This window comes from Pantoea osteomyelitidis, from assembly GCF_044342975.1.
GTDB classification, from domain to species: domain Bacteria; phylum Pseudomonadota; class Gammaproteobacteria; order Enterobacterales; family Enterobacteriaceae; genus Pantoea; species Pantoea osteomyelitidis.
Genome location: NZ_JBGFSN010000001.1, coordinates 154,565 through 180,098, shown reverse-complemented (window position 1 = coordinate 180,098; position 25,534 = coordinate 154,565). Strand labels below are relative to the sequence as shown.

The window sequence follows — 25,534 nt, the reverse complement described above, 5'->3', positions numbered from 1 at the left end:
TACTTATCTGGGTAATTTTCTGTTTTCTCGAAAATGATGCAGGCGACGTTTCATACGTCTTACCAGGCGCGCCACGCGCCAGGCATGCTTAAGGCAATAGCCATATAACAGGAAAGCGAACAGGAACAGCAGCAGCATCACCCATTCCGGAATAAAGGCCAGATATTCGCCTAACACGCCGATCCCGGCCAGCACGGCGGCCGCCAGGGTAATCAACATAAAGGCCTGACGCGAGGTAAATCCGGCGCGCATGATGAGATGGTGAATGTGCTGACGATCGGCGGAAAACGGGCTCATGCCCTTGCGCAGACGACGATACATGATCGCTACCATATCCATCAGCGGGATGGCGATCAGCCAGAGCGCCGTAACTGGCGTAATGGGATGACTCAGGCCCTGCGTAGTTTCCAGCAATATCCAGATGATGGTGAAGCCGATCATGGTGCTGCCGGCATCGCCCATAAAGACTTTGTAGCGCTTTCCGAGAAAGCCCAGGTTAAGCAGGATATAAGGCACCGTGGCGGCAATCATCGCAAAGCACCACATCGCCAGGCTCAGCTGGCCGTCAAAATAGAGGATGATGCCCATCGCGGCAAAGGTGACGCAGGAAAGGCCGCCGAGCAGACCGTCAATACCGTCTACCATGTTAAAGGCATTGATCGCCGCCCAGACGGCAAACAGTGTGAGCACATAGCCAAACGGACCCACCACCAGCTCTACCGGGCCGATGATAAAACCCAGGCTGAGCAGATAGAGCTTGGCACCGATAATCATCACCAGCGCAACCACCGCCTGCACAACGGCGCGGATTTTAACGCTGATATCGAAGCGATCGTCCAACGCCCCGACCAGCACCAGAACGCCGGCGCAAAAAAGATAGAGCAAGGCGTGGGGAAGATAGTAATTGGTGATAGCAAAGAGGAAGCAGATACCGGCATACACGGAAATGCCGCCAACCAGCGGAATGGCGCCATGGTGTCGTTTACGCGAATTGGGCGTGTCGACCAACCCGATTTTTTTAGCTGCCTTACGAGCAAAAAAGAGGAAAGCTAAGGAAAAAAGAAAAGTTAAACCAAGCTCAGTACTCATAGTGAGTAAATTCACGTTAAACGCTCTCAGCTACAAAACATGGATACTATAAGCAAAAAAGCTTTTCTGCCGTTCATCCAGAGTCCGAAATCTGCTTATACGATGCGAAAAAAGGTGAAATTTTCCCGTATCGATACTGCAGTCGTTATAAATACTCCCGTCAGGGTTAATCCTATAGCCCGGAAATGAAAAACGCCACGTTAAGACGTGGCGTCGGTGCGATTTCCTGCAGATTCGGATGAAAGCGAGCATAAAGTGTACCCGCGCTTCATGGCTGAATCAGGAACGTTTCATCATGTCGAAGAATTCGTCGTTGGTTTTGGTCATCGCCAGTTTGTTAATGAGGAATTCCATCGCGTCGATTTCACCCATTGGATGAATGATTTTACGCAGAATCCACATTTTTTGCAGCTCTTCCTGGGAAGTCAGCAGCTCTTCTTTACGGGTACCGGAACGGTTGTAGTCAATAGCCGGGAAGACGCGTTTTTCCGCGATTTTACGCGCGAGATGCAGCTCCATGTTACCGGTGCCTTTAAACTCTTCGTAAATTACTTCGTCCATCTTGGAGCCGGTATCAACCAGCGCGGTCGCGATGATGGTCAGGCTGCCGCCCTCCTCCACGTTACGCGCAGCACCGAAGAAACGCTTCGGACGATGCAGGGCGTTCGCATCCACACCACCGGTCAACACTTTACCGGACGCCGGCACCACAGTGTTGTAGGCGCGCGCCAGACGGGTAATGGAGTCGAGCAGGATGATAACGTCTTTCTTGTGTTCAACCAGACGCTTCGCCTTCTCGATAACCATTTCTGCAACCTGTACGTGACGCGAAGCGGGTTCGTCAAAGGTTGACGCCACCACTTCGCCTTTCACCAGACGCTGCATCTCGGTCACTTCTTCCGGACGCTCGTCGATCAGCAGCACCATCAGCTCACAGTCAGGATGGTTGTAAGCGATGCTTTGCGCGATGTTCTGCAGCAGCATGGTTTTACCTGCTTTCGGCGGCGCGACAATCAGGCCGCGCTGGCCGCGACCGATCGGCGATGCCAGATCCAATACGCGAGCGGTGAGGTCTTCCGTAGAGCCATTACCCCTTTCCATGCGCAGACGTGAGTTCGCATGTAACGGCGTGAGGTTTTCGAACAGAATCTTATTGCGCGCGTTTTCCGGCTTATCGTAGTTAACCTCGTTCACTTTCAACAGCGCAAAGTAACGCTCACCCTCTTTCGGCGGACGAATCTTGCCGGAAATGGTGTCACCAGTGCGGAGGTTGAAGCGGCGGATTTGGCTGGGAGAAACGTAGATGTCGTCGGGACCGGCGAGGTAGGAGCTGTCTGCGGAGCGGAGGAAACCAAATCCATCCTGCAGTATCTCCAGCACACCATCACCGAAGATGTCCTCGCCACTTTTCGCATGCTGCTTCAAAATGGCGAAAATTATGTCCTGCTTGCGCATGCGCGCCAGGTTTTCCTGTCCCATATTTTCGCCGAGAGTAATCAGCTCAGAAACCGGCGTGTTCTTTAATTCGGTAAGATTCATAGTGATGGGTTCTTAAACTCGGGGTAATTCTCGAAATGTTTGTCGTGAATGGTATGGCAAAAATTCCATGCCTGTTAATGGCTCGGTTTTCGACTCTTCTCGACGATTATCGTCAGGGATGGCGATAGGAAGCGAAGAGGCGGTCGAAACGCAAGGCCGAAATTGATGCTAACCGTCAGATTGTCAAACCGCCGTACGTTACAGCGTGTCAGGGTTCAACAAAGGAAATCTTTAGATTCAAACTACAAGGTAAGTGCGTAATGCAGTGAAAGTAATCTAGCACGCCTGAACCCTGACGTCCATACCCTTCATCTTTCAGGCTGCTGCTGCGTTGGCTGCCTTCGCTTATCCCAGTCACTTACCGATGTAAGCTTTCGCGGATGCGCTCAGTTGCCGCCTTGCCGCAACCTGAAATCTTTTGGATATTATCCTTTTTCTCTTTCAGACTATGACGATGTTCGCTGCCGCCTGAAAGATCTTAAATATAGCGGTGGGAAAAAAATTCGCCACCGCGATTATTCGGTTTCAGGTTTAGCCCAGGTTAGCGTTCAGGAACTCTTTCAGCTGGCCTTTAGACAACGCGCCCACTTTGGTGGCGGCCACTTCACCGTTTTTGAACAGCAGCAGCGTCGGAATGCCGCGAATGCCATACTTCGGCGCGGTGCCCGGATTATCGTCAATGTTCAACTTGGCGATTGTGAGCTTACCGTCGTACTCTTCTGCGACTTCATCGAGAATCGGGGCGATCATTTTACAAGGACCACACCATTCAGCCCAGAAATCTACCAGCGTGACACCCTCTGCTTGCAGAACGTCTGTGTCGAAACTGTCATCGGTCAGGTGAACGATTTTATCGCTGCTCATGTTTTACTCCACAAGAATATGCCTGGCGAATTGGCGTAAAATATACCAACGTAGGTTGACTTTATTTCATCGGATACGCTTTCGTAAAGCGATAATAAGCTGATATTCTACCACACTATGAGCAAAACACACTTAACTGAACAGAAGTTTTCCGACTTCGCCCTGCACCCACAGGTTGTGGAAGCCCTTGATACAAAAGGCTTTCATCATTGCACGCCTATCCAGGCGCTCGCATTGCCTTTTACGCTTTCAGGGCGTGATGTCGCGGGTCAGGCGCAAACCGGTACCGGGAAAACGATGGCGTTTCTGACGTCGACGTTTCATCATCTTCTTACTCATCCTGCCGCAGAAGGCCGTCAGGTTAATCAGCCACGCGCGCTGATTATGGCGCCAACGCGAGAACTGGCCGTACAGATTCATGCTGATGCCGAACCTCTGGCGCAGTCTACCGGCCTGAAACTGGGCCTTGCGTACGGCGGCGACGGCTACGACAAACAGCTGAAAGTTCTGGAGCAAGGCGTCGATATTCTGGTGGGCACCACCGGCCGTTTAATCGATTACGCTAAACAAAATCATGTTAATTTGGGTGCCATTCAGGTCGTGGTGCTGGATGAAGCCGATCGCATGTTCGATCTCGGCTTTATCAAAGACATTCGCTGGCTGTTCCGCCGGATGCCTGCCGCCACACAGCGCCTGAGCATGCTCTTCTCCGCCACGCTGTCATATCGTGTTCGTGAGCTCGCGTTTGAGCACATGAATAATGCGGAATATGTTGAAGTAGAGCCCGAGCAGAAAACCGGCCATCGCATCAAAGAAGAACTCTTCTATCCCTCAAATGAAGAGAAGATGCGCCTGCTGCAAACCCTGCTGGAAGAAGAGTGGCCGGATCGCGCCATTATTTTCGCCAATACCAAATACCGCTGTGAAGATATCTGGGGCCATCTGGCTGCCGATGGTCATCGCGTAGGTCTGCTCACCGGCGATGTCGCGCAGAAAAAACGCCTGCGTATTCTCGACGACTTTACCAAAGGCGATGTGGATATTCTGGTCGCCACCGACGTGGCCGCGCGTGGTCTGCACATTCCGGCCGTGACCCACGTCTTTAACTATGATCTGCCCGACGATCGCGAAGATTACGTGCATCGCATTGGCCGTACCGGTCGCGCCGGCGCCAGCGGACACTCCATTAGCCTCGCCTGTGAAGAGTACGCGCTCAACCTGACGGCGATTGAAGATTATATTGGCCACAGCATTCCGGTAAGCAAGTACAACAGCGATGCGCTGCTCAGCGACCTGCCGCCGCCGAAACGCCTGGCGCGCAGCCGATCCGGCAATGCGCCACGTCGTGGCAATAACGCCAACCGCCGTGGTGGCGCGCCACGCAGTAATAACCGTAAACGTTCGGGTTAAGCTCACCATGCTAAGCGCATCGTCACTTTATGCTGCGATTGATTTAGGCTCTAACAGCTTTCATATGTTGGTGGTGCGCGAAGTCTCAGGCACGATTCAGACTGTCGCGCGCATCAAGCGCAAGGTGCGTCTGGCTGCCGGGCTGGATAAGGCGAATCACCTCTCAGCAGAAGCGATGACGCGTGGCTGGCAATGCCTTAAGTTATTTTCCGAGCAGCTGCAGGATATTCCTGCGGAACAGATTCGCGTCGTGGCCACCGCCACACTGCGTCTGGCGGAAAACGCGCAGGATTTTTTGCATCCTGCCGGGCAAATTCTTGGCTGTCCGATTAACGTTATTAGCGGCGAAGAAGAGGCGCGTCTGATTTATCAGGGCGTATCGCATACTACCGGCGGTCCCGATAAGCGTCTGGTGGTGGATATCGGCGGCGGCAGTACCGAACTGGTTACCGGTGAAGGTTCGCACGCGACGGCGCTTTTCAGTCTTTCCATGGGCTGCGTGACCTGGCTGGAGCGTTATTTCAGCGATCGCCATCTGGCAAAAGAGAATTTTGCCCAGGCGGAGCAGGCCGCACGCGACATGATCCGCCCGGTGGCTAACCATCTGCGCGAGCAGGGGTGGCAGATTTGCGTGGGCGCATCCGGCACGGTACAGGCGCTGCAGGAGATTATGGTGGCGCAGGGCATGGATGAGCGCATCACCCTGAGTAAGCTTCAGCAGCTTAAGCGGCGCGCTATTCAGTGCGGCAAGCTTGAGGAACTGGAAATCGAAGGGCTGACGCTGGAGCGCGCGCTGGTTTTCCCGAGCGGCCTGTCGATTCTGATCGCTATTTTTCAGGAATTAAACATCGAAGGCATGACGTTGGCCGGCGGCGCGCTGCGCGAAGGGTTGGTGTACGGAATGCTGCATCTGCCCGTTGACCGGGATATCCGTAGCCGTACGCTGCTGAACGTTCAGCGCCGTTTTACTATCGATGTGGAGCAGGCCGATCGTGTGCGTCAGCTGGCGGAGAGCTTTTTCCGTCAGGTCAGCAGCGCATGGAAACTCGACCAGCGTTGTCGCGACCTGCTGCTAAGCGCCTGTTCTATCCACGAAATTGGCCTGAGCGTCGATTTTCGTCAGGCGCCGCAACACGCCGCCTATCTTGTTCGTCATCTCGACCTTCCCGGCTTTACGCCTGCCCAGCGAAAAATGCTGGCCTGTCTGCTGCAAAACCAGAGCGGCAGTATCGATCTCGCGCTGCTGACGCAGCAGAACGCCGTACCGCCGCGCATGGCGGAGCGCCTGTGCCGTCTGCTGCGGCTGGCGATTATTTTTTCCAGTCGCCGCCGCGATGATACTTTACCGGCAGTGAGGCTGCAGGCGGATGACGATACCTTGCATTTGACGTTGCCAACGGGCTGGCTGGAGCTGCATCCGCTGCGGGCGGAGCTGTTGGAGCAGGAGGCGCATTATCAGTCCTATGCCCACTGGCTGTTGGTGATCTGTTGATCGAACCTGCTGCGCTTGCTGCGGCGGCGGCGTTGATCAGGCCACGTCAAATGCTCATTTACGCCATGTAAACTCCGCTTTGCCGTGGCCTGCTCGCCTTGCCTCGCTGGCGCTCGCGACGGTTCTCGACGGAGGCCAGGTCTTTAATAACGCGGGCTAACTCTTTTTGGATTTCTCCAGCATGGCGCGCAGACCTGCAACACGGCTCTGCCCGGTTTTCATCCGCTCTTCGGCGCTGACCACCTTGCGTTCGGTTTCCCACATCAGATCGTCCTGCGGCAGCTCCAGCAGGAAGCGGCTCGGCTCCGGACGCACCAGCTCGCCATACTGACGGCGCTCGCGACAGAGCGTGAAGGTCAGTTCTTTCTGCGCGCGCGTGATGCCCACGTAGGCCAGCCGACGCTCTTCCTCGATATTGTTTTCGTCGATGCTGCTTTGATGCGGCAACAGCCCCTCTTCCACGCCGACCAGAAACACATAAGGGAACTCGAGGCCTTTTGAGGCATGCAGCGTCATCAGCTGCACCTGATCGAGATCCTCATCGCTTTCCCCACGCTCCATCATGTCGCGCAGGGTAAAGCGCGTCACCACCTGAGCCAGCGTCATCGGCTCGTCGATGTCGCTGCCTTCCAGCATTTCGCTCATCCACTGAAACAACGTATTGACGTTCTTCATGCGCATCTCAGCCGCTTTCGGGCTGGTAGAGGTTTCGAACAACCAGCTCTCATAATCGATACCGCGGATCAAATCCCGCACCGCATTCACCGGTTCGCGTTCGGTTAAGCGAATCACTTCGTCCAGCCAGTGGGTAAAGCGCTGCAGATTTTCCAGCCCGCGGCCGGTCAGCGTCTGGCTCAGCCCGAGATCGAAGCTGGCGCTGAACAGGCTTTTGTTGCGCTGATTGGCCCATTCGCCCAGCTTTTGCAGCGTCGCCGGGCCGATTTCGCGCCGTGGCGTGTTTACAATGCGTAAAAATGCGCTGTCATCGTCAGGATTGGTTAACACGCGCAGATAGGCCAGCAGATCTTTAATCTCCGGGCGGGAGAAAAACGAGGTGCCGCCAGAAATACGATAGGGAATACGGTTCTGCATCAGCAGCTTTTCAAACACGCGAGACTGATGATTGCCACGATAAAGAATGGCGTAATCTTTGTACTGCGTCTTATTGATAAAGTGATGCGCAATCAGCTCGCCGGTTACGCGCTCGGCTTCATGATCTTCATGGTTAGCCGTCAGCACCTTCAGCTCGCTGCCAATGCCCAGCTCGGAAAACAGCCGCTTTTCAAATACGTGCGGATTGTTAGCGATCAGGATATTGGCCGCTTTCAGAATGCGCTGCGAGGAACGGTAATTCTGCTCCAGCTTCACCACCTCCAGCGCCGGAAAATCCTCTTTCAGCAGCACCAGGTTTTGCGGACGCGCGCCGCGCCAGGAGTAGATGGACTGATCGTCATCGCCCACCACCGTAAAACGCGCCCGCGCGCCTACCAGCAGCTTAACCAGCTCATACTGGCTGGTATTGGTATCCTGATACTCATCCACCAGCAGATAACGAATGCGCTGCTGCCAGCGCTCGCGCACTTCCTGATTACGCTGCAACAGCAGCGTGGGCAATAAAATCAGATCGTCAAAATCGAGGACATTGCACGCCTTCAGATGCCGGTCGTAGAGTGCATAACAGTGGGCAAAAATATTATCGCGTTCAGAACGCGCCAGCGCGGCCGCACGCGGCGGGTCTATCAAATCGTTTTTCCAGTTGGAAATGGTGGAGATCAGCTGCTGCAACAGCGCTTTATCTTCTTCCAGCCACTCTTTGGTCAGATCTTTCAGCAGCGCCAGCTGATCCTGATCGTCAAACAGGCTAAAACTTGACTTCATGCCCAGCGCCGCATATTCGCGCTTGATAATCTCCAGTCCCAGCGTATGGAAAGTAGAGATCATCAGACCGCGCGCCTCTTTACGTCCCAGCGTTTGCGCCACACGCTCTTTCATCTCGCGCGAAGCTTTATTGGTAAAGGTGACAGCGGCGATATGGCGCGCCTGATAGCCGCACTCGCGAATCAGATGGGCGATTTTATTGGTGATCACGCGAGTTTTGCCTGATCCCGCGCCCGCCAGTACCAGACAGGGACCGGTGACAAATTCGACGGCACGTTGTTGGCTGGGGTTCAAACGCATAACAGAAATCGCTCAGTAAAAATGGGCAGGAATGAAATAATGGCCGGTCAGTATACACGAGCGAGAGATGAACATGGCGAAAACCGCAGCGGCTTTACATATCCTGGTGAAAGAGGAAGCGCAGGCAAAAGCCTTGCTGGCGCAGCTGGAAAAGGGTGCCAACTTTCAACAGCTGGCGAAGAAACATTCAACCTGCCCTTCCGGGCGCAACGGCGGCGATCTTGGCGAATTTCGGCGGGGCCAGATGGTGCCAGCCTTTGATAAGGCGGTCTTCTCCTGTCCGTTGCTGAAACCGTACGGACCGGTGAAAACCGCCTTTGGCTATCACATTATCAAAGTACTCTGGCGCAACTAATTCTGTTTTTTCATCTGCTGCAGCACATTACTGCACTGATTATCTTCATTATCGCTCGGCGAAATCAGCGCCAATAGCGCTGCCGCTGGCGTGAGGACCGTTCCCAACGCCACGGCAGCCGCGCCGCGCGCCAGTAACGGCCCTGCCTTGACGCCCGCATCCGGATTTTTAAAAGTGCCGCGCACATAAAGCGGCGAGCGCAACGTAACAATGCGCACGCCCTTGCTTTCCGGGTTGATGGAGAGATCCAGACGCTCGCTGGCGAAGTTAGTGTTGCCGGTAATGTTAATCACCGCATTTTCCGTATCGAAGACAAACAGGCGCGGCGTCGCTACTCCCTGGCGGATATTGAGATCGGTTGCGGCGCAGTTAATGCGCACCTGATCGTCGCCAAACAGTTTGCCGACCACATAGTTACCCACGTTCAGGCCTGCAATCTCCATCAGGCTGCGGCTGATCACGCCATCGTTCATCAGCAGCTTGAGCTGACCATTGCTGGTCGCCAGCAGGTCGGCAACCGAGTTTCCGTTGCCGCTCAGCGTGGCATCCCCATTGATTTGGCCGAGGCTGCTTTGCATCTCTTTCACGTTCGGGAACAGCTGACGCAGACGTAGCTTGCGGGCATGAATATCGGCGCGGCCGCGCATCGGCGTATGGTCGCCCTCCAGACGTATGGTGGAATTCAGGTTGCCGCCCGCGATACCGAAGCGCAGCGGATCGAGCTGCAGTTCACCATTTTCCAGTTGCAAATGAGTATAAAGATCGCTCAGTGGCAGTGAGTTGCTGTGTTCGATGCGTTTGCCGCTGAATTTCACATCCGCGTCCATCACATCCCAGCTCTGCGTGTTAAATTTGTCGTACGGCAACACTTTATCGGCAGGCTGAGTCGACTTATCGCCGCGGTTCGCCTTCGCCTGCGCTGTTTTTTCGCTGCCCTTGCCGGAATCCACGCCAATCAGCGGGCCGAGATCGGCCATGCGCAGCTGACGCGAGGTAAGCTCGCCGCTCAGCTTCGGTCGCGGTTTGCCTTGCGTATAGGTAAGCGAACCGTGGATATCACTGTCGCCAATGTGACCGTTGAAATTTTCGTAGCGGTAAACCTGCCCTTTTTTGTCATTAAAACGGGCGATGAGATGACCGTCGGTTTCATAAGGCGGGGTATCCGGCAGCAGCACGCCAGTCAGGCCATACAGGTTAGCCAGCGTATCGCCGGAAAAACGCAGGCGCACATCCAGCCCGCCCATATTAAGCGGATCCTGCAGGCCGCCCGCTACCTGAACGCGCGTAGTGCCGTTGCGCACATCTGCCTGCACGGGAAAAGGCGTTTTCTCACTGCGCAGCGAAAGCATGCCGCCAATTTTGCCGTCGCCATCAAGCTGCTCGTTGTTATAGGTGCCGCTCGCCTTCCAGCCAAAGATGAAATCGCCGGCACCTTTTTGCTTATCGTCGCCGCCAGCCACCTGCGTATAGGGCACAGGTTTACCCAGCGGGTTAACCATCACGGTGACATCAGCTTTGTTAATAGCATCGCGATAGCGAATTTTGCCCTGATCGAACAGGATATTATCGAGGCGGAACGACCAGGCGGACGGCGCAGCCGCAGGATCCTTCTCATCGCTATTGGCGAGATTAAAGGTCCAGTTATTTTTCTTATCGGCCGTCTGGATCAGACGCGCATCCGGCTGTTGCAGCTTGATCCACGGAATAAAGATCTCTTTGTGCAGCAGCGCCAACGGCGCCAGCATCGCATCGGCACGCTGTAAATGCACCATGGTGACTTCCGGGATATCCGGCGGGTTGCCCAGCATGATGTCTTCCGCATGCAGATGGGGCCAGGGCACCCAGCTGCGCCAGCCTGGCTCATCGCGATTGCGCTCCCAGGCTACGCCCAGATCGCCGCGAATCGCAAAAGGCCGGTTCAGCTCAGCCGAGACTTTCTGGTTGATGGTTGGCTTCAGGCGATTCCAGTTAAAGGTGGCAATAATCACGACGAGCGCCACAACCAACAATAAAAAAATCCCGACAATCCAGCTAATTACTTTCCCGGTACGTGACATTTCTCCCGCTCCTTTCCCTTCTGTCTTATTTGATAAAGATAGACGAGAGCAGGCAGAACGACATCAGGGGAGCTGCAATGCCAGCGAAGAAAGTTGAGTAAAGGGAAGCGGGCGGGAGAAGAAATAGCCCTGTGCCGCCATGGCGGGCGAGCTGCGTACCTGCTGCCACTCCTCTTCCGTTTCCACGCCTTCAACAATCACACCGTTACAGTAACGATTAATCAGCGACAGCAGCATACTAAACAGGCTGCGGCCTTCGTCGCTGTTACGCAGCAGCATAAACAGCTCACGCGAAAGTTTGATGTAGTCATATTTCAGCTCGGTCAGGGCGGAAAAATTCGCCATGCCGGAACCAAAATCATCCAGCCACAGCGGCCCCAGTTCCGGCATCTGCGCCACGATCTCTTCCTGCGGCAGGATATGGTGTTCCGTCAGTTCAAAGCGCACCCACGGCAGTTGGGCGATGAGCTTGCGGATTTGCGGATGTTGCTGAATGGCCAGTAGCGTCGGACCGTCAATATTCACCGAGGCGACCAGATTGCCGTCGTTAAACAGGGACGACCACTGCGTCAGTAAAGCGAGTTGTTCATGTACCACATTGAGCCGCTGCGCGACTTCCAGCGCGCCAAAGTAAGTCTCCGGCGATAAGCTTTTTTCTGGCGCGGAAGGATGAGAGACCGCGGTAAGTAACTCAATGGCCATCAAACGACCCGATATCTGGTATATCGGCTGGAAAGTATAAAATCGTTGGCACTGCTGCCAGAAGAGACACGTTTCCTGTTCCGGGTGTGTGTCAATTGAAGAAGCTAGCCGATGACTAATATTCTTCATCACCATGGTTTTTTCCTGGTTGGTGGCGAATGCCTGTTATTAGCATCTCAGCGGCCAGCATCGGCTATCCTCCGGATAACCCATCTGCCTCAAGGCCACAATAGACTCCTGAGTTTATCAGCGTAACGGCTTGTGCAATCGCCTGAACAAACCGGGCTTTCGCCGCTATATCTCCTTGATAAAGTCGCTTTTGTTAACTTAAGTAAAATCAAAACGACGTTTTAAATTCATTGACGTCTGCCATACAGGACGCGAGACTAGCAGACAAATTCACTACAGGCCGAAGACCATGACGCAGAAAAAAATCGCCATTATTGGCGAGTGCATGATTGAGCTGTCCGAAAAAGGCGAGAATATTAAGCGCGGCTTCGGCGGCGATACGCTGAATACCGCGGTTTATCTTGCCCGCCAGGTGGACGCAACGCAGCTTAGCGTTGACTACGTAACCGCGCTGGGTAGCGACAGTTTCAGCGACCAGATGATCGCCGCCTGGCAGCAGGAGCAGGTCAATACCCGGCTGATTCAGCGCCTGGAAAACAAAATGCCTGGCCTGTATTTCATTGAAACCGATGCGCAGGGCGAGCGTACTTTCTGGTACTGGCGCAGCGATGCCGCAGCACGCTACTGGCTCGACGCCCCTGATTCAGACGCCATTTGCCAGCAGCTGGCGCAGTTCGATTATCTCTACCTCAGCGGCATCAGCCTGGCGATCTTATCCGCAGCCAGCCGGGAAAAGCTGATAGAGCTGCTGAAAAACTGTCGGGCTAACGGCGGTACGGTAATTTTTGATAATAATTATCGCCCGCGTCTCTGGTCCGGCCAGGAAGAGGCGCAGCAGGCCTATACGGCCATGCTGAGCTGTACCGATATCGCATTTTTAACCCTCGACGATGAACATCTGCTCTGGGGCCAGCAGCCGCTGGAAACGGTGATTTCCCGTACACGCGCCGCGGGCGTGCAGGAGATCGTTATCAAGCGCGGCGCCGAATCGTGTCTAATCGCCTGCGGTGACGATGCGCTGATTGAAGTGCCAGCCAACGCGCTACCGGCAGAGAAAGTTATCGATACCACCGCCGCTGGCGACTCCTTCAGCGCCGGTTATCTGGCACGGCGTTTGAGCGGAGGTTCGCCGGAGGAAGCTGCGCGGCGCGGCCATCTCACCGCCAGTACCGTGATCCAGCATCGCGGCGCTATTATCCCGCTCAGCGCCATGCCAGCCTGATTTTCCCGCCCTGCCAGCCGCAGGGCTTTTCTTTTTATTGCCCGCCTCCGACACAGCCTCTACATGATTAACTTTTCTGAAGCGTTAATTCCATCCTGATGACGCGATTTGCGTTAGCACAGCCTGATTCGCTCGTTATTTCACTTTAAAAAAGCGCTATCGCTGAATCTCGCTATTTTTTCTGTTTATAACATCAGAAAAGCTGAATCAGCCTGAGCAATTACTCTCTGATTTAAAAGCTTTTTCTTGCACCAGGCATAGTCTGAATCTTTTTTTTCCGCCGCCTTTTGGCTGGACGATCGCGCTAAAAAAGACCATGTTTTACTCAATGGCAGCAGGACGTTGCCCGCTGATAAATGGCCGCGACCAGAATTAAAACAACATGATTCGCTTCAGGAATATTTATGCATACTGAAATTATCAATATCTGGCCCAATGGCGATGCGCCGGGCGCCAGCGATTCGCGCGCGCAGCCGCAGATTGTGGATATGGCAAAAGAGTACGAACCTTACGATCGCGCAGCCACCGGCGTCCGCTGCCCGGAAATCGCTATCTGGCACCCTGAAGAGTCTAACGGCATTACGCTGCTGGTTGCGCCAGGCGGCGGCTATCAGCGCGTGATGATCGACCGTGAAGGCAGCGCGCTCGCGACCTTTTTTACCGCCATGGGTTATACCCTGGCGGTGATGACTTACCGTCTGCCTTACGACGGTCATCACGAAGGCCCGGATGCGCCGCTGGCCGATGCGCAACGCGCGGTGCGCCTGCTGCGTGAACGCGCTCAGCGCGGTCTGAACGGCAAATATATCGTCATGATGGGCTTTTCCGCCGGTGGTCATGTTGCCGCCAGTCTGGGAACGCGCTTCGCCGAAAAAATCTATCCGTTGCAGGATGGCGCGGATAACCAATCGCCTCGCCCGGATGCGATGGTGCTGATCTATCCGGTCATCAGCATGCGCGATGGCCTGGCGCATGAAGGTTCACGCACCCGGTTGTTAGGGGCCTGGCCGGATCAGAAAACCATTGATGCTTACTCGCTGGAAACGCGCGTGCATGGGCAAACGCCGCCTACGCTGTTGATTCACGCCGCTGACGATGAAACGGTCTCTGTGAATAACAGCATGGCGTTTTTCGCGGCGCTGCGTGAACAGAAAATTCCGGCTGAGCTGCACTTTTATCAGAAAGGCGGCCACGGCTTCGGTATTCGTGGCCTTGCTGATTTACCGCTGGCCAGCTGGCCGATGCTGGTAACCGAGTGGCTGCGGGCCAAAACCTGACCCGCACGGCTTATGAGGAAGGCGGGGCGGCGTCGCTGCTGCTGTCCGGCTTAACCTCATCGGCGCTGCCGGACGCTGCGGGCGGCGCCATCACTTTATCCCAGCTGGCCCGTAACGCTTTGACATTGGTTTCCGCCTCGCCTTCCGGCTGAATCAGCACCATCGTCAGCTCCTGGGTTAACTGCTGCCGCAGCTCCTGATTGAGCTGCTCCAGCGTCAGGCCAGCAAGAAATGTCTGACGCAATTTTTGATACTGCTCCGGCGCGATATCCACCACGGCATTTTGCTGCGAGCGCAGACGCTGGCTCATCAATACGTCGGTATCGGTACGCGCGTAGGTGGTAAAAAGCTTGTTCAGCTCCAGCAGCTTCTGTGCCATCAATGCGTCAAATTCCTCCTGCGGTAGCCCTTTATCGCGTACCACTGCCAGCTCATGCGCCACCAGATTCATATTTTGCTCCAGCGAATCGTTGCGGGCGTCCATATTGATGGCGCACTGCGCGCGCTGGTAAAACACGCGGCAATCGAAGCCCACCTGTACGCCCTGCGCTTTACGATCGCTGAGCGCACGCTGTACATGCCAGAACAGCGCTTCGCGCGCTAAATCGCTCTGCCAGTAGCGCTGCAAATTTTGTGAATCAAGAATCGGCTGCCACGCCGTATCCCATACCAGCGACAGACGATCCTGAACAATGGCGTTGTTCACCAGGTTCACCGGCTGGTTCGGCAGCGAGGAGAGTCCGGGCAACGGCGCTGGCGTTTCGCGTTTGCCTTTCAGCGAAGAAAAGGCGCGATTGATCTGTTCCGACAGGCTACGGCTCTCTACATTACCCACCACATACAGCTTCATCGCATCCGGGGTATACCACTGCTGGTAGAAACTGTTCAGCTGGGCGATATCTACCGGCGCGCGCGGCTGCTCGCCTGGATCGTGCGCCAGCAGCGCGGAGCCTTGCAGGCGATAGCGCCACCAGACATCCTGGGTATTCGCCGGCCAGGTGGTAATGGGATCGGAAGCGGAGAGCGCGGCGTTAACCACCTGCTCATTAATCGCCATTTTGCCGGCGGTGGCCGCCAGCCAGTTCAGCGCTTCTTTCAGCAGTTCCGGTCGGTTATTCGGCAGACTGAGGTTATATTGCGTAAAATCGTAGGAAGAGATAGCGGGCGACAGCGGGTGTGCGGGATCTATCGCCTGTTGCCAGAGCGCGCGCTGCTGATTGGTGTCGAGCGCGGTGTTATGCACCATGGCAAGGCGCGGCAAAAGATGGCTGAAGCCGGTTTGCTGCGTGCTCTCAACCAGGGAACCGGTATTGACGATCAGGCGTAGTTCGATGCGATCGCTGGGACGCTGCGGCGTGGTGAGCACTTGCCAGCTAAAGCCGTTATCCAGTTTTCCCTGTTGCCAGGCTGGATCGGGTTGGAGTGTTTCAGCCTGCAACGCCTGACTGGCCGCGGCCAACACTAACCCACCAACCAAAAGCCGAATTCTGGTGCCCTGCATGTGAACCCCTACTAAAACAGTTCAAAATATCGTTATCACTGGCACGTTATTGCTGTTGTGGAGCGCGGCCGCCGTGGCGTCTGACCGCTACGTTTTTTCAACAACAGACTCTTTGACCACGGGAAGGCCAGGATGTCGCGCAACGAAGTGAAAAACCATGAAAAAAAAGAGTGGGGGTTATTATCCAAATGCCCGCTGTGAGGGCAAGTCACAGCGGGCATTTGCGAGGAAATAGATGGAATTGTTGCTTTATAGCGAGGTTTCAGACACCTGTTTACTCTTTTTTGACGAAGAAAGCGTCGCCTTCATCTGTTTTTCATCCAGCTGACCGACCCATTTTGCCACAACCAGGGTCGCCACGCCGTTGCCAACCAGATTGGTCAACGCACGCGCTTCGGACATAAAACGGTCGATGCCGAGGATCAGCGCCAGACCGGCAACCGGCAGATGACCTACCGCAGAGAGCGTTGCCGCCAGCACGATAAAGCCGCTGCCTGTCACCCCCGCAGCCCCTTTCGAGGAGAGCAGCAGCACCACCAACAGTGTGATCTGATGCAAAATATCCATATGGGCGTTGGTGGCCTGGGCGATAAACACCGCCGCCATGGTGAGATAAATCGAGGTGCCGTCCAGGTTGAAGGAGTAACCGGTAGGGATAACCAGGCCCACTACCGATTTCTTACAGCCGAGGCGTTCCATCTTGTCCAGCATACGCGGCAGCGCAGATTCAGAAGAGGAAGTGCCTAACACGATCAGCAGCTCTTCTTTGATATAGGCCACGAACTTAAAGATGTTGAAGCCGACAACGCGCGCGATAAGTCCCAGCACCACCACCACAAACAGCACACAGGTAATGTAGAAGCAGACAATAAGTTGTCCCAGCTGTACCAGCGATCCCACACCATATTTACCGATGGTAAACGCCATGGCGCCGAATGCGCCGAGCGGCGCCAGACGCATAATCATGTTGATAATGCCAAAGATAACTTTAGAGAAGCTCTCGATCACATTAAACATCAAGGTGCCGGCATTACCGAGACGGTGCAGGGCAAAACCGAACATAATCGCAAACAGCAGCACTTGCAGAATGTTGCCGCTGGCAAAAGCGCCAATCACGCTGCCAGGAATCACATCCAGCAGGAATGCCACCACACCCTGATGCTCCGCCTGCTGGGCATACACCGCGACGGCTTTGGCATCAAGCGTGCCGGGATCGACATTCATCCCTGCGCCTGGCTGAATCACGTTCACCACCACCAGGCCGATAATCAGCGCGATGGTGCTGACAACTTCAAAATAGAGCAGCGCAACCGCACCGGTACGCCCTACCGCTTTCATGCTCTCCATGCCTGCAATGCCGGTTACCACCGTACAGAAAATCACGGGAGCGATAATCATTTTGATCAGTTTGACGAAGCCATCGCCTAACGGCTTCATTTGCGCGCCGATTTCAGGATAAAAATGGCCTAACAGTACGCCAATACCGATGGCAACCAGCACCTGGAAATAAAGGCTTTTAAAAAGTGAGGTTTTCATAACAGGTGTCCACTAACGACGGGAATAAGAATATTGTCGGATTTATTATCATGACCGGTCTCTGTGACACGTTTGTCAGAGATTTCCGGTTAAGGGGGAAAATAACACTCTGTTAACGGGATTCATACCGGCTTACATTCATTGCGGAAAATACATCTTTATATTTATGAACTGAAACGCTTCAGCAAAGAAATCCCATCGGAAAATGCGCTTGAAAATCAATTAATCAGGTGATTGTCCTGCGGGTAACGAATCGTTCAGCCAGCGCGATGCAAACAGCGATAACGGTAACGCTTCCGCATAAAGATAACCCTGTCCGATATGGATGCCGCGCGCCAGCAGCCAGTCACGCTGCTCTCTGGTTTCCACCCCTTCGGCAATAACGTCCAGATCGATAATTTCCGCAATCGCCGCCACGATGCGCACCATGGTGTCATCATCGGGCAGCGCGGCAACAAAGCTGCGATCCATTTTCAGCTTGTTCACCGGCAGCGCTTTGAGCTGGTGGAGGGCGTTAAGATTGGAGTAGCCCATGCCGAAATCATCCAGCGCCACGGCAACGCCAACCTTTTGCAGCGCGCGCAGCAGCGAGATTGCCTGCTCGGCATCGCCGATCTGCGTGGTTTCTGTGAGTTCCAGCACAAAGCTTCCCGGCTCGATGCGATGCCGTTCCAGCAGCCCCTGCAAATGGCTGACCATACTGGCATCGCGCAGCTGAACCGCTGAAATATTGACGCTGAGCGGAAGGGTAATGCCACGTTTTTGCCAGGCCGCCAGAATGCGGCACGCCTCCTCAAATACCCAGCGGCCAATCGCGGAGATAACCCCGATCTCTTCCGCGCTGGTGATGAACTCTTCCGAAAGGCCGTAGCTGCCGTCGGGCTGGCGCATACGCAGAAGCGCTTCCGCCCCGACCAGCGCGCCGGTTTTCATATTGATCTGCGGCTGCAGGAACAGCACAAATTTCTCATCCTGCAGCCCCTGTAAAATATCGTGCTCCTGCGTCAGACGCTTCTGCGCCCTCTCCGTCAAGGCCGGGTCAAAAAACAGAATCTGGTTTTTCCCCTGATGACGCGCCGACATCATGGCGGAGATGGCGCGCTCCAGCAGTTCATTCGGCGTGAGCCGCATCTCATTGCTCAGCGCAATCCCGATGCTGGCGTTAGGCCGTAGCTGCAGCTGATGCAGGTTCACCGGCTGATTGAGACGAATCATCAGGTTGCGCGCCAGGCGCATGGCGCGAAACGGGTTATGGGCGCGCTTCAGCAGCAAGGCAAAATCGCTTGGACCCAGCTGCGCCAGCAGCGTGTGGTCATCAATAATGCCGCGGATTTTTTCCACCAGCGTCAGCATCAGCGTATCGCGCTGCTCGTTGCTAAGGACGCCGTTGGCCTCCTGCAGCGTTTCGATACGAATCACCATCACGCCGAAACTTTTGCTGCGATGGTGATGGCTGCTGTACTGCTCCAGCAGCGCGAGGAAAAGCGTACGGTTGGGTAAATCAGTCACAACGTAGTGCGTGGTCAACCGGCTCATTTCATCATGGACAGATTCCAGCACCTGCTGATTGCGATTGTAGCTACGGATCAACATGCCGATTTCATCGTCACGATGACCTGTCGGCAGCGTCAGCTTATGGGTGAGAATCGTCTGGGGCGGCAGCTCCTGCAACTCGCGCGAAATATCCCGCAGCGGATGAACAATCAGCCGGTTAATGCACCAGCTGATCGCAATAGAAAGGATCAGCGCCAGCAGCAGATAGGTGATGATCATGGTTGAAAGCGTGCTGAGAATGAACTGGTAAACACGCCACGAATCCGCCTGTAAGACCAGATAGGCCAGCGGTTTCGGCAGCCCTCTGCGCTCTACCGAATAGAGCGGCAGGGTAATCTGTACTGGCAGTTCAAACAGCCTTGTCACCAGCAGCGGCACCGGCTTTTCCGTCTCGAAATCGGCATGCAGCGCCTGAAAAGCGTTGGGGAGCACCACATCGGCGCGCGACAGAATACCTGCCGGCTTCAGCGTATGCAGGATAGCTTCCGCCTGCGGAATATCCGCTTTCAGCACCGCCTCCGACAACGGCTGGCGCACGGTATGCGCGATATTCTCCATTTGCTGGGCATAGTCCACCCTGCGCTGCTGCACAAAATGGAACAGTTGGATAACGATAAAGATACAGATAGTGATCAGCGCAACCGCTGAAACAGCAGCCATCTGTTTTATCGTGAGGGAACGACTGACGCGCAAAATACTCTCCAGGCCGAAGTCTCAGGTATCAGACAGGAAAAAGCGCAGTAAGTATATCCTAAGGAAGAGATTTTTTTCCTGAGATAACAATCTGCCCGATGCGCAGAGGCTTTGTTCGCCTGAAGGCGACGTGTTTCAGCCGCACTATTTAAAATCCGCATAGGGAATCAACGGCTGCGGCGGCATATCAAGATCCCCTTCCCAGCCCGCCATCGAATAACGCAGATAGAGCAGCCCGTGGCTCGGCGTGTAATCCTTCGCCTGTTGAATGTCCACCGCCAACCCCATTGACCAGTGCCGGGTAAGGCGGCGCTCTATCGCTGCCTGTAAGGTGTAGCCGATGCCGCTGCTGGTACTGCTCTCCGAGACCGGATTGGATGCCAGGGTAAAACCGGGGTTTACCGGATAACGTTGTTGTCCATCGGTTTTAGTATGCGACCAGGAAACGGAGCCGCCAAGGTCGAAAGACCAGTTCTCCGTGCGCTGCCGCCAGGTGACCGGCAGCGAAAAAGAGAGATATTGCTGTGGGCTGTAATAGCCTCCCTGACCGAAGCTGTAATCGCTCAAATCCTTCTGGTAATGCCAGAGCATGGAGTTCAGGCCCACGGTCGCGCGGCGGTTATCCTCATTAATTAGCTTGTAGTAGTAGCCCGCCATCAGTCGTTCGCGGGCATTATCCGCCACGTTTTCGCCAGTGATCTGGTGGGCGCTGAGATCCGCCCAAACGCCGTGCGCGCCGCCCTGGTCGTAGCTCAGGCTGATAGCCCCGCCGGTAGCGATGACACCGCCCCAGCTTTTACCGCCGTTGGCCGCCGGGTCGCGTGCGCCAGCATAGGCAAGCAGCGAGCTGGAAATGGGGCGACGCGACGCAGTAAATGTAACGCCCAGATCGCTGATGTCCGTATCCCAGCTCACGCCGCCAACCCAGTTAGTCACCTCAAAGCCCAACGGCGTGGTGCCAATATCCGCAGACCAGCGATCGTTATGCCAACCTGCGCCAATCGCCGTACCTTCGTCACGCTGCGTCAGATCGCGACTACAGCCGCCTGAATTCGCGTCATTACAACTGCCAAAGACCTCATCGTGGCTGCCATTGGTGGTAGCGAAAGTGCCTGCCGATACCTGCACATGATCGAGGCGCAGAAATCCCCTTCCCCCCGCCACCGGCGTATCCGCCTGCAACATAGTGGTATGGGCGGTAAAGTCAGAAATCCCGCCGGTGCCTTTGTCGCGCGAGTAGTCCTGCTCCAGCATCAGCGTAGTATCCTGCTGACGCCAGAGATCGGCGACATCGCTGCGAATGCCGCGCTTCAGCCAGTCATCATCCGCCTGATTACGCGTCAGGCGGGTAAAGGCGGCGGCGTCAGCGGGCGGCGTTGCGGCGATACCGCTGGCGACCATCGCCTGGCGATAATCCAGCAGCGCGCGATCCGGCTGCTGCTGTGCGGTTTCAAGCCGTGCGGCATCACGATAGACCAGCGCTTTGCCCTGCGACGGCGGCAGATCGGCAGCGCGCGTTTTCAGGGTCTCAAACAGTTGACGTGCGTGCGCCGTTGCGCCGACGCGCTGCCAGGCGGCGGCGATGCGGCGACCGGTATTGATGCTTCCTGCCGCCAGCGCAGGCGATAGCTGTTCCAGTCCGCGCTTCGCCTCATCCAGCCGATTCAGCGCGACCAGCGCCTCAATGCGTCCCAGGGCGGCATCGCTGTTTTGCGCATCCTGCGCCAGCACCTGCTGATAGCCGGATAGCGCGGTTTGCCCGTCGCCACGCTCCAGCGCCCAGTCGGCAAGGGTAAGGTCGCGCCGCGTCGATGCCGGTTGCTGGCGCAACAACGCAAGGGCGGCGGTTTCATCGCCAGCGTCACGCAGCGTACGGGCACGGGCATACACTTTCTCCTGCGTCAGCCGATCCGCCAGCTCATGCATATTGCTGTCCCATTGCGCAGCAGGGATGCGGTTCAGCGTCGCCAGCGCAGCATCGTCACGATCGCTGCCGGAGAGATAAAGCGCCCAGGCATAGGCGGCGGCAGGATCCTGCGGATGCTGGCTCGCCATGGTCGCCATTACGCTGTCCGCCTGAGCGGGCTGGCCGCTCTGGCGCAGCGCCCCCGCCAGCCGGTATTGCAGCCAGATATCCTGCGGCGCATCCGTCGCCGCCTGACGATATTTTTCTGCCGCCTGCGGCCATTTTTTCTGCTGTGCCAGCGCGTCAGCTTCGGCGCGGGCAGCGTCGCTGCGCAGGCCGCGTACCGTATCGCCCAGCGCGCGCTTCTGCGTCGTCAGCAAACCGTTGATAAAGGCAATGGCTCGCGCGGGCGATTGTTGCTGATAGAGTCCAGCCAGCCGCCGCACCGCGGTGCTGTTACCCGCATCAAGGCGCAGCGCGCGCAGCCAGAACTGTTCGGCAGCGGCGCTGTTTTTGCGCGCCATCGCCACGTCGCCCAGACCAACCAGCGCATAGCTGTCGCTGTTATCCAGCGCCTGCGCCTGACGATACTGGCTCTCTGCCGCGACAAGATCGCCTTTCGCCAGCGCCTTGTCGCCCTGGTCGATCGCCAGCCAGTAGCGGTTGCTCTGCAAAAGCGACTGCCATTTGCCCACCTGCGTGCTCGCCTGTCCCGCTTGCAGCGCGCGCTCCAGCCAGACAATCGCCGCCGCCCGGTTGTTGGCGCGCGCCTGCGCCTGGCCCATCGCGCCCATCAGTTCCGCATCGTCAGGATTGGATTTTAACGCCGCTTCAAGCGTTGGAACCGCGTTAGCGCCGCCGCCGCTGTCCACCAGCGCCAGCCCGCGCGAGCGCTGCTGAAAAGCGGGATCGGCCAGCAGCTTTTGCTGCCGCGCCAGTTCATCCTGGCCCTTTTGCTGCGCATCGCCTGAGGTAAAAACGGTGAGGTACTGCTGAAGCGCCGCCACGCTCTGCGCCGTAACCGACTGACCCTGAATATTTTGCAGCCAGAGTTCGGAAGCCGCGTCGCGTCCGGCATCGGTATGCGCGAGCTGGCGAAGCTGCGTTACTGCTTCCTGCGACTGGTTATTCTCAAACGCCATACGGGCAATTTGCAGCTCAACGCCGATATTGCCCGGATAACGGTTTTCCAGCGCCTGTAGCTGCTGATAAGCCGCACGCTCCTGACCCGGCAAACGCGCGACCAGCCGCCAGTACTCCAGCGCCGTATTCACATCGGGAAAGACGCCGTTAAACAGGCTGTCGTAAGCGGTTTTGGCTTCGGCAACGTGGCCGGCGGTCGCCAGCAGGCGCGCCTGCTGCAGTTTCTGGCGTCCATCCATGGAAACCAGCAGCAGACCCATCTCCGACTCCCGTGCGGCGATCGAATCGGGTGCGATTTTCTTCAGCGCATCCAGCAGCTGCTGCGCCTTTATCTGATCGCCCTGATGCAGCGCCAGACGCATCCGCGCCGCCAGCACCTGGGGATTATCGGGATCGATTTTCTCCAGCCGGTAAAGCGACTGCTGCACCAGATCGTATTTATTGGTCGATTCCCCGGCGCGAATCTGCGTCAGCAACCAGTCCACCGGGGAAACCTGCGCAGCCTGCTCAGGCTCGGCGCAGGCGGGCATTGAAACCACAGGAGCCAGCGCAGCGCTCAGCAGCACCCCCAGCTGGAGCACGTTGCGTTTACTCATCGTGATCGTCATCGCCTAAACGACGGCGGGTCACCAGACGCATCAGACGCCAGACCATCAGGGCAAACAGGATAACGACCATCACGGCGAAAAGCGCCAGCCAACCCGGATGCGTCGCCAGACTGTTCCACAGGCGTTCCCACCACGGCAGATGGCCGACAAAATAGTTTTCGCCCACCCGCAGGCTGTTCACGCCCGATTCGCGGATAATCGAGGCGGAACCGAAGATCGCCGCGCGTTTGCCGCTGTCGAGCAGCGCGTCGTTCAGCAATTCCCAGGCGCGCGAGCTGTCCGCCATCAGCGCCACCACGCTGCGCTGATCGCTAAACGGCGACTGAAAACCGACGATCGCCGCCATCGGACCGCGCGAGCCGATAGTGGTCTGGCTCTCCGCCTGAAGATCGCTATCCGCCAGCGGGCCGCTGTCCAGCGCAGGCTGACGCACCGGTGTTTTGATCCAGCCGCGCGCCGCGTCAACCAGCAGGTTGATCTTCGCATCGTCGCGCAGATCCGGCGGGATGGAGCCTATCATCAGCAGATCGGCGTCGCGGGTTTTGGCCTGGTTCCAGTCATCGCTCACCTGCACGCGCAGCGCCGGATAGCCAGTCTGCGCGCCGATGTTGCCCAGCGCGTTAAGCATCGCGCTGACCTGACCGACTTCCGGATCAGGCTGTACCAGCACGACAGTCTGGGCCAGATCGGCGTAGCGGCTAAACGGAAAACCGGCGTTAGCGAAAGCGCGCAGCGACGGCATCTCGATATAGTGTCGGTAGCCGGAGAAGTCGATGGTTGAGCTGCCATCCACGACAACATGGTGATCAACCGACGTGACGGTTTCGCAGCGCCCATCCGCCGTGCCGCCAAGAAAGGTATTGGCATAGTCGAAATCGAAGCGCAGCTGGTTAACGACTCCCAGCCGCAGCGCCGGGAGCGTCAGCTGCTGGCTGGAATCCTGCAACCCCTGCACCAGCGGGATGCGCAACAGCTGTTTGCCTTCATCCTGTTTCGCTGATAGCGGATAGTCCTGCATAAACTGGTTGTTGAGATAAACGGCGAGGCGCGAACCGTCCTGCTGGAACGGCGCGGTATAGCGCCAGATAAGATCCATATCGATGCCGCGCGCGCGTACCAGGAAGAGATCCGGCGGCAGGTTCAGCGTCAGGCTGATGGGATTGGGCTGCAAGCCGTCAGACTGCAACTGATTTTCATACTGCAGCAGTTCGGCAAAGGTGGTGCGACGATCGGTGCGCACCCAGTTCGGCGCATCGTACGCCTGACGCGGCTGCAACAGCTTCACGTTCTCCACGGTGGAGCTATCGCCGCGCAACAGCAGGTCACCTTGCGCAATGCCTTCGACGGCGGTAATCAGATCCTTGTCGTCGCGCCCGAGAATCAGCAGCATTTTTTCATAGGGACTTTCCGGCTGGCTGACCATTTCCAGGGTGGGTTTATCCACCGGCGGCAAATCTTTCAGAAAATCGGGCCGATGCGCGTTGGTGGCGAACACCACGGCATGCTGTCGCGCGGGCAGCTGGTTATACAGCACCGGAAAACTCTGGCCGCGCCAGGCGGCTTTACTGCCGAACCAGGAGGCAAGCATGCCTGCGGCGCGCTGCTGCTGCAGATCGGGCCGGGCGGCAAACACCATCGGCAGATTCAGCGGTCGGTTATCACGCGCGTCAAAAAACGGCTCCGGGAAATGCGAAAGATCGTTTTTCAGCGGCAGTTTTTGCAGCGTGAGGTCGAGCCGACTCGCTTTGCCGATATCCAGCCAGATGGTGCTGTTCGCCGGGTTTTCGCAGATATTGGCATAGTGCCCCACCAGCTCAAACCGTACGCGGTTGAAATCGGTAATAAAACGCGGATCGATCGCCAGCTGGGTCTGATTCTCTTTACCCAGCTGATCCTGAGTCAGCGTCACCAGGCCGACCAGTTCATCGTTGAGATAAACTTTCAGCTGTGACTGCATCGGCAGCAGCGCGGGCGACGGGCGATAGCTCAGGTTCAGCAGCGCTTTGGTCACCACTTCGTCACTGCGCACGCCAAATTCGATCTGGCCGGTTGGACGGGTGCCGCGTAGCGATATACTGCCCGGCGGCGGGGCTACCTGAGCAAACGCAAGCTGGCTGTCGCGCAGCGGCGCGGCGGGCTCGACCGCATCCATACTCACGCTTTGCGGCGGTTGCTCTGCGTCCGGCGGCGCGGCGGGCGGCATGGGATCCGCCGCGCAGGCCAGAAACGCTGTGCCCATCAGCAGGGCCGTTAACCAACTTAGTTTTCTCGTCATGGTG

Annotated in this window: 16 protein-coding genes; 5 read left to right on the top strand and 11 right to left on the bottom strand. The window is 56.5% G+C overall.

Translation table 11 applies throughout. The annotated features are described in order from the left end of the window. Nucleotides 1–3: 3 nt before the first annotated feature. The 3 genes from wecA to trxA all read right to left on the bottom strand — a co-directional run bounded on the left by wecA (nt 4) and on the right by trxA (nt 3,492). Nucleotides 4–1,089, bottom strand: coding sequence for a UDP-N-acetylglucosamine--undecaprenyl-phosphate N-acetylglucosaminephosphotransferase (gene wecA, locus ABU178_RS00800; protein ID WP_397211021.1), 1,086 nt, complete (start codon nt 1,087–1,089; stop codon nt 4–6). A 279-nt stretch (nt 1,090–1,368) separates the two neighbouring features. Further along, nucleotides 1,369–2,628, bottom strand: coding sequence for a transcription termination factor Rho (gene rho, locus ABU178_RS00795; RefSeq protein WP_397211019.1), 1,260 nt, complete (start codon nt 2,626–2,628; stop codon nt 1,369–1,371). Nucleotides 2,629–3,159: 531 nt separating this feature from the next. Beyond that, nucleotides 3,160–3,492, bottom strand: a complete 333-nt coding sequence (gene trxA / locus ABU178_RS00790) for a thioredoxin TrxA (protein ID WP_130833123.1) — start codon at nt 3,490–3,492, stop codon at nt 3,160–3,162. A 117-nt stretch (nt 3,493–3,609) separates the two neighbouring features. Between trxA and rhlB the strand changes: the two genes are divergently transcribed. Next, the gene (gene rhlB, locus ABU178_RS00785; protein ID WP_397211017.1) at nt 3,610–4,902 is read left to right on the top strand and encodes an ATP-dependent RNA helicase RhlB; all 1,293 of its coding nucleotides are present in this window, start codon (nt 3,610–3,612) and stop codon (nt 4,900–4,902) included. A 7-nt stretch (nt 4,903–4,909) separates the two neighbouring features. Continuing rightward, nucleotides 4,910–6,394, top strand: a complete 1,485-nt coding sequence (gene gppA / locus ABU178_RS00780; RefSeq protein WP_397211144.1) for a guanosine-5'-triphosphate,3'-diphosphate diphosphatase — start codon at nt 4,910–4,912, stop codon at nt 6,392–6,394. 156 nt (nt 6,395–6,550) lie between these two features. On the opposite strand, the gene rep is transcribed toward gppA, so the two are convergent. Next, nucleotides 6,551–8,572: a DNA helicase Rep gene (rep, locus tag ABU178_RS00775; protein WP_397211015.1), complete on the bottom strand. Its 2,022-nt coding sequence runs from the start codon at nt 8,570–8,572 to the stop codon at nt 6,551–6,553. Nucleotides 8,573–8,645: 73 nt separating this feature from the next. Between rep and ppiC the strand changes: the two genes are divergently transcribed. Further along, nucleotides 8,646–8,927 (top strand): peptidylprolyl isomerase PpiC, encoded by a 282-nt coding sequence (ppiC, locus tag ABU178_RS00770; protein ID WP_397211142.1) that lies wholly within the window; start codon nt 8,646–8,648, stop codon nt 8,925–8,927. On the opposite strand, the gene ABU178_RS00765 is transcribed toward ppiC, so the two are convergent. Both ABU178_RS00765 and pdeH read right to left on the bottom strand, forming a co-directional pair. Next, nucleotides 8,924–10,984: an AsmA family protein gene (locus tag ABU178_RS00765; protein ID WP_397211013.1), complete on the bottom strand. Its 2,061-nt coding sequence runs from the start codon at nt 10,982–10,984 to the stop codon at nt 8,924–8,926. The genes ppiC and ABU178_RS00765 overlap by 4 nt on opposite strands. 63 nt (nt 10,985–11,047) lie before the next feature. Beyond that, nucleotides 11,048–11,821 carry a cyclic-guanylate-specific phosphodiesterase gene (gene pdeH / locus ABU178_RS00760; RefSeq protein WP_397211011.1) on the bottom strand — a complete coding sequence of 258 codons (774 nt, stop codon included), beginning with the start codon at nt 11,819–11,821 and terminating at the stop codon, nt 11,048–11,050. 283 nt (nt 11,822–12,104) lie between these two features. Between pdeH and kdgK the strand changes: the two genes are divergently transcribed. Together kdgK and ABU178_RS00750 are read left to right on the top strand one after the other, a co-directional pair. Then, on the top strand, nt 12,105–13,037 hold the full coding sequence (gene kdgK / locus ABU178_RS00755) for a 2-dehydro-3-deoxygluconokinase (RefSeq protein WP_397211009.1): 933 nt from the start codon (nt 12,105–12,107) through the stop codon (nt 13,035–13,037). Between the two features lie 404 nt (nt 13,038–13,441). Beyond that, nucleotides 13,442–14,314, top strand: a complete 873-nt coding sequence (locus tag ABU178_RS00750; protein ID WP_397211008.1) for an alpha/beta hydrolase — start codon at nt 13,442–13,444, stop codon at nt 14,312–14,314. 10 nt (nt 14,315–14,324) lie between these two features. Here ABU178_RS00750 and ABU178_RS00745 read toward each other — a convergent pair whose 3' ends face one another. The 5 genes from ABU178_RS00745 to bcsB all read right to left on the bottom strand — a co-directional run bounded on the left by ABU178_RS00745 (nt 14,325) and on the right by bcsB (nt 25,530). Next, entirely contained in the window at nt 14,325–15,815 is a 1,491-nt protein-coding gene (locus ABU178_RS00745; protein WP_397211006.1) for a M16 family metallopeptidase, read from the bottom strand. A gap of 249 nt (nt 15,816–16,064) precedes the next feature. Beyond that, complete coding sequence (locus ABU178_RS00740; protein ID WP_397211004.1) at nt 16,065–17,351, bottom strand: dicarboxylate/amino acid:cation symporter; 1,287 nt, start codon at nt 17,349–17,351, stop codon at nt 16,065–16,067. 222 nt (nt 17,352–17,573) lie between these two features. Further along, nucleotides 17,574–19,598, bottom strand: coding sequence for a biofilm formation regulator HmsP (gene hmsP, locus ABU178_RS00735; protein ID WP_397211002.1), 2,025 nt, complete (start codon nt 19,596–19,598; stop codon nt 17,574–17,576). Nucleotides 19,599–19,742: 144 nt separating this feature from the next. Further along, entirely contained in the window at nt 19,743–23,243 is a 3,501-nt protein-coding gene (gene bcsC, locus ABU178_RS00730) for a cellulose synthase complex outer membrane protein BcsC (protein WP_397211000.1), read from the bottom strand. After that, nucleotides 23,236–25,530, bottom strand: a complete 2,295-nt coding sequence (gene bcsB / locus ABU178_RS00725) for a cellulose biosynthesis cyclic di-GMP-binding regulatory protein BcsB (RefSeq protein ID WP_397210998.1) — start codon at nt 25,528–25,530, stop codon at nt 23,236–23,238. The genes bcsC and bcsB overlap by 8 nt, the downstream gene beginning before the upstream one ends. Nucleotides 25,531–25,534: the final 4 nt, after the last annotated feature.